At 40.0% G+C, this 4,938-nt stretch carries 4 protein-coding genes, 1 pseudogene and 1 other annotated feature; of the genes and pseudogenes, 1 reads left to right on the top strand and 4 read right to left on the bottom strand.

Translation table 11 applies throughout. From position 1 onward, the window contains the following. From TT12_RS14795 to TT12_RS14775, 4 genes and pseudogenes are all read right to left on the bottom strand, one after another. The coding region (locus TT12_RS14795) for a hypothetical protein (RefSeq protein ID WP_045456417.1) at positions 1–331 on the bottom strand (331 nt) is incomplete at its 3' end. Between the two features lie 266 nt (positions 332–597). After that, on the bottom strand, positions 598–1,584 hold the full coding sequence (locus TT12_RS14790) for an OmpA family protein (protein WP_045456413.1): 987 nt from the start codon (positions 1,582–1,584) through the stop codon (positions 598–600). Between the two features lie 322 nt (positions 1,585–1,906). Continuing rightward, positions 1,907–3,122: pseudogene (locus TT12_RS14785) on the bottom strand (IS3 family transposase). After that, positions 2,731–2,847: a sequence feature (AL1L pseudoknot), on the bottom strand. Its footprint overlaps the pseudogene before it by 117 nt. A gap of 198 nt (positions 3,123–3,320) precedes the next feature. Further along, positions 3,321–4,072 (bottom strand): IS5 family transposase gene (locus TT12_RS14775; RefSeq protein WP_201606071.1). Its coding sequence is split into 2 segments (ribosomal slippage): positions 3,321–3,415 and positions 3,415–4,072, totalling 753 coding nucleotides; the frame shifts between segments, so codons are not numbered across the junction. Between the two features lie 626 nt (positions 4,073–4,698). On the opposite strand from TT12_RS14775, the gene TT12_RS14770 reads away from it, so the two are divergent. Beyond that, on the top strand, positions 4,699–4,938 hold a 240-nt coding region (locus tag TT12_RS14770), incomplete at its 3' end, for a transposase (protein WP_045456407.1).

The following is a 4,938-nucleotide window of genomic DNA, read 5'->3' as shown; positions in this document are numbered from 1 at the left end:
CTGCTATAGGATCATCGTTAGTTAGCTTACTATCATTATCTTTACCTCTACTGCTACCAGCAACTAAGCCTATCAGCCCTAGACTAGCTGCCGCAGGTATCCACCAAGGTAAGCCTGCTGCTGCGATATACTGAGTACCACCTAATGCTTGACCTTCCGTATCACCTATTGCTAGCTGAGTGACGTAATCATAGGTCTCGCCGGTATCAGGAATATAATAATAATATTCTCCATTCTCAGCTATTCCGAGCAGCGCGCTATCTGAGCTGTCATAGAACCCTTCTATAATAAGATCGCTATCTTGCCCTTCTTCTTCGAATGAGATATGCAAATTATTCTTTATGCGCTTAGTAATAATATGATTGGGAGCACGGCCAATAGCCGTATCGTAAAACTCATAATTAACTTTATCTACTGCAGCGATAACTGTAGCTTGCCATCTTTTGTAATTACTTGCACTTGATCAACAGTGCTATTGGTATTATGAGTCTTAACGATAATAGTATTCATATTCTTCCCTAAAATTTTTAATTTAAATTGTGTCGCTTAAGTTGCTTTTAAGTTGGTAACGTCAGTCACTAAAGGATAATAGGACTATTAATTGCTTAAGAGTTCTTCAACAATAGCGACCACACGACGATTAAGTTGTCGACCTTCCTCGCTATCATTACTCGCTCTTGGTTTTAACTCGCCATAACCAATAGCTTTTAAGCGCTCAGCTGCAATCTGAAAGCGAGTAATTAATACTTCTCTTACCGCATCGACACGTCGCTGTGATAGAGCTTGGTTGTAGCTATCACTACCACGACTATCTGTATGACCTTCAATAGTTGTCATAGTGTTTGGATACTGCATCATAAATTCTGCCAATTCTGCCAATTCTGCGTAGTACTCTGGGTTTACCATAGCTTTATCAGTCTCAAACAATACTTCAAGATCGATAGTGACTGCTTTCTCTAAAACAAGAGGTTTTGGTTGTATCATTGGAGGCGGTGTCACAGGTCTTGGAGTAGCTACAACAGGCGCTGAACAATTAGGAACTACACGGCTAATTTGATGGGATTGATAACGATTATTAGAGAGTATTTGTGATGCATCATTCGACGTTAATTGTTTTAATGTACTTTGACCTGTTTCGTCCATCTCAACATCAAAGAAGTAAGTTCGACCACCCACTAGCTGATAAGTATTTTTGTTGGCTAGTAAATCATTGCTTTTAAATCCCGTAGCATGGACACTAAGCTGATTGGTACCCACGCATGAGTTGACGACAGTATAGTTACCAGCTTGGAGACTGGCTTGAAATCTATTGTTGACTGCAATATTAGCACTTGTTTGCTCAGGGTTATTATCGTTTTTTCGAATGAACACCAGTCGAGCACTATCAGTAGTAACTTGTCTTGCTAGCATCGCATTAATATCAGTATCTACTTGGTTATTCCATACAACTTTGCCAACACGTCGGCTATCTCCATCGTTATCGATAATGCTGTTACTGTTACCAGTGATGGCACAAGCAGATATACCAAATAGAATAGTCGATAATACAACGATGCTAATGATTTTTTTAAATAGTTGTTCCATAGTAGAATCCTGAAGATAAGCTTATAGAATAATGGTTAGTTAAAAGTTCTGTGTTTTTTTAGTTATATAAATCACATAAAAATTTATTGCTTCAAGTTCTTTACTTAAAGTTACAAAGAATATAAGCTGCAATATTTATACCAAAATTTCACTAAAAATTAAATATATAGACAAAGTTAAACTATAGCTATAGCTATATTGATTTTTTAACTTATATACGATTTTTAATAATTCTATAAGTATACTTTATCTACCCCACTCTCAACTTATTTTTCTAAGGTATTGAACCGCCCCGACTATATCGGAGAGTGATTTACTTGAGTCAGGCAGCGATGCCTGACAGGGTTAAATTATCATAATACCGCTTTTCAAATTCAAAAGGTGATACATAACCAATTGTGCTATGCAGTCGTATTTTGTTAAACCAATCTACATCAAGGTTGCCAGTTCAACATCGTTCACACCAGACCAGCTCTCTTTCAAATAATGAATCACCTCAGACTCATACAGCCCATTGACCGTTTCAGCCAATGCATTGTCGTATGAATCGCCTGTTGCACCAACAGAAGCAATCACGCCGCAGTCAGTCATCTTATCAGTGTAGCGAATAGATAAGTACTGAACCCCTCGATCGCTATGATGAATGACATCCTTAGGATTATTCCTATCCGCTATCGCTTGATTAAGCACTGCCATCACCATATCGGTATTCATGCGATTCGATACTTTCCAGCCCAAAATAGCGCGGACAAACACATCAATGATAAAAGCAGTATAGACCCAGCCGCTTGTCGTCTTGATATAGGTAAAGTCAGCCACCCACAGCTGGTTAGGGCGATGAGCGCTAAAGTTACGATTGACTAGGTCATTAGCCCGTAGTTGGTCATCACGGCTATTAGTGGTAATCTTACCCTTACCGCGCCGAACCCCTTGAATGCTATGCTGTCGCATTAACCGCTCTACGGTGCAGCGAGCAACCTTTAACCCGTCAGATTTCATCTGCTGCCGGACTTTACGCGCACCGTAACGGCACTTGCTGTCCTGCCAAATACGTTTAATCTCACTGAGATAATAATCGTCATATTGACTACGCTGTGAACGCTTTTCAGGGCTTTCTTCTAGCTCTTTAGCGCGATAGTATGTGGATGGGGTAATCAGTAGTACTCGACAGATTGGCTCGATCCCATAATTATTCTTATGCTCATCAATAAAGTTAACCATTACTAAGGCGTGTGGTCTATCTCCGCCTGGGCTTCAATCCCAGCAGCCTTACGTATAATCTCATTGGCTTGTCTGAGCTCTCTGCATTTACGTTCAAGCTCTTTGATACGCTGCTCTTGGCTTTGAGCTTGAATATGTGCAGGAATGGTTTGATTGATGTGCTTTTTATGCCAGGATCGAAGGGTCTCAGGCGTGCAGCCAATCTTAGGGGCAATGGCTTGGATGGCTGACCATGTAGAGGGATAGTCGCCTGCTGCTTCAATCAGCATGCGAACGGCGCGCTCTTTAATCTCAGGAGTGTAGGTTTGTTTTTTCATTGTCGAGACTCAACATTCTGAGAGAATATTGATCTCCGACAATCACGGGGCGGTTCAGTTGAGTCCTATATATATAGGATTGACAGTATATGTCAGTCTAAATTTAGTATAGTGCTACTGAATTACCAGTTTTTAGAATGACATGACTATGTAAGATACTGACAGAAATAATGCAAAAATATAGGTCGTGTTGAACATTCATAATTTCAACCAAAGATAAGCACAAGCAAGCGCCACCGTATTCTCATAACTTTGTTTGAGCTTATCAAATCTTGTGGCAACTGCTCTATATTTTTTAGTTTAGCGAAAGCGTTTTCTACTAAGTGGCGGACTTTGTACAAGTCCCAATCCATATGGTCATTAGAGGGCTTCGTGTTTCGTTTTCGAGGGATATTATCACACGTCCCTGCTTGTTTAATATGTGCCCGCAGTACCCCAGAATCATAACCCTTATCGGCGCATACGGTCACTGTTGCGCTCAAATCTATGTTATCAATTAAGTCTGGTGCTATCTTCACATCATGAGTGGTGCCATCTGATAAGATAAAATTGATTGGGTTACCATGAGCATCAACTGCTAAATGGATCTTAGAGGCACGTCCTGCCACACTTTTGCTAATAGCCTGCGCATTCTCATTGCCACCACTGCTATGCTGATGCGCTTTAATATGAGTACCATCGATAAATACCCATTCGAGGTCTGAATCTTTGATTAATAAAGCGAACAGTGCAATCAATTTATTACTGCGAAACCAGCGTTGATAAGCTTTATAGATGGTATTAGGCTTACCAAAATACTCAGGTAAGTCACGCCAAGGGCAACCAACGCGCATTCGATAAAGGATACCTTCAACGGTTTGTCTTAGATTTTCTTTGTCATAAATATTCAGTTCTAGTAAGATAGGTATGAGGCAAGTCCATTGTTCATCTTTGAGCATGGTGCGAGGCATAGCGAACGGGATCTTTTGGTGTGAAAACTTAAAGATTAGACGTTCGCTATTTTTTGCCAACATTTTATCGCCAATGTTCAACATGCTCTAACCATCATGTCTTTTGTTAACAAATATGATGAGCGGTATATTATTTAAGATAAGCGGATAGTATAATTATGTATAGATAATACGCCAATCTCAACTTATCGTAGGCTTTTGATTTTTATAGAATTTAAAATTCTAATTGTTTTAACTGAAATTTTAAGAAGTAAGTAAACCAATACTGAACCGCCCCGGGATGGTCGGAGACTCAACATTCTGAGAGAATACAACAATCCCGGAGCGGTTCAATATCGAGCTGTACTACAATCAGAAGAGGGTTCAAAAGAGTTTAGACTATAAGACACCAAGGTAGATGTGGTTTGACTTTTATTGTCAGGCTGCTTGGTTAAAATCTCTCAAGTTAATGTCTACGGATATGAAATCATAGATAATTCATCTGTGGGGTTAAATTCCTGCTCACAACTATTCAGAAGTGAGCGAGGATAATGGGACGATATTGCTTGATATGATTAAGAACTACTTAATCGGGAGTTTCCTAAAAACTGTTAACTGCTTATAATCCCCTAACCGGAGAATAAGCAATGACTACTCAATCTGACATTAAAAAACTGGCCGAGCAAATGGCTGGTAGCATGAAAAGCTTCGATGACATCAAAGACTTCCAAAAGCAGCTCATGCAATCCTTTATAGATACTGCCTTAGAAGCTGAGATGGAAGACCATCTCGGCTACCCCAAGCATGAAAAGGCGGATAAACCTAATAAGCGTAACGGGCACACTAAAAAGACCGTCCGCAGTGACACAGGCGATCTTGAGATATCC

This window comes from Psychrobacter sp. JCM 18903 (genome assembly GCF_000586475.1).
Taxonomy (GTDB): Bacteria; Pseudomonadota; Gammaproteobacteria; order Pseudomonadales; family Moraxellaceae; genus Psychrobacter.
Note: the sequence above shows the minus strand (reverse complement) of the source record. Positions and strands in the feature narration are given on the sequence as shown.

Coding starts and splice junctions, on each gene's coding strand:
- TT12_RS14790 (WP_045456413.1), bottom strand. CDS start 1,584: ATGGAACAACTATTTAAAAAAATCATTAGCATCGTTGTATTATCGACT.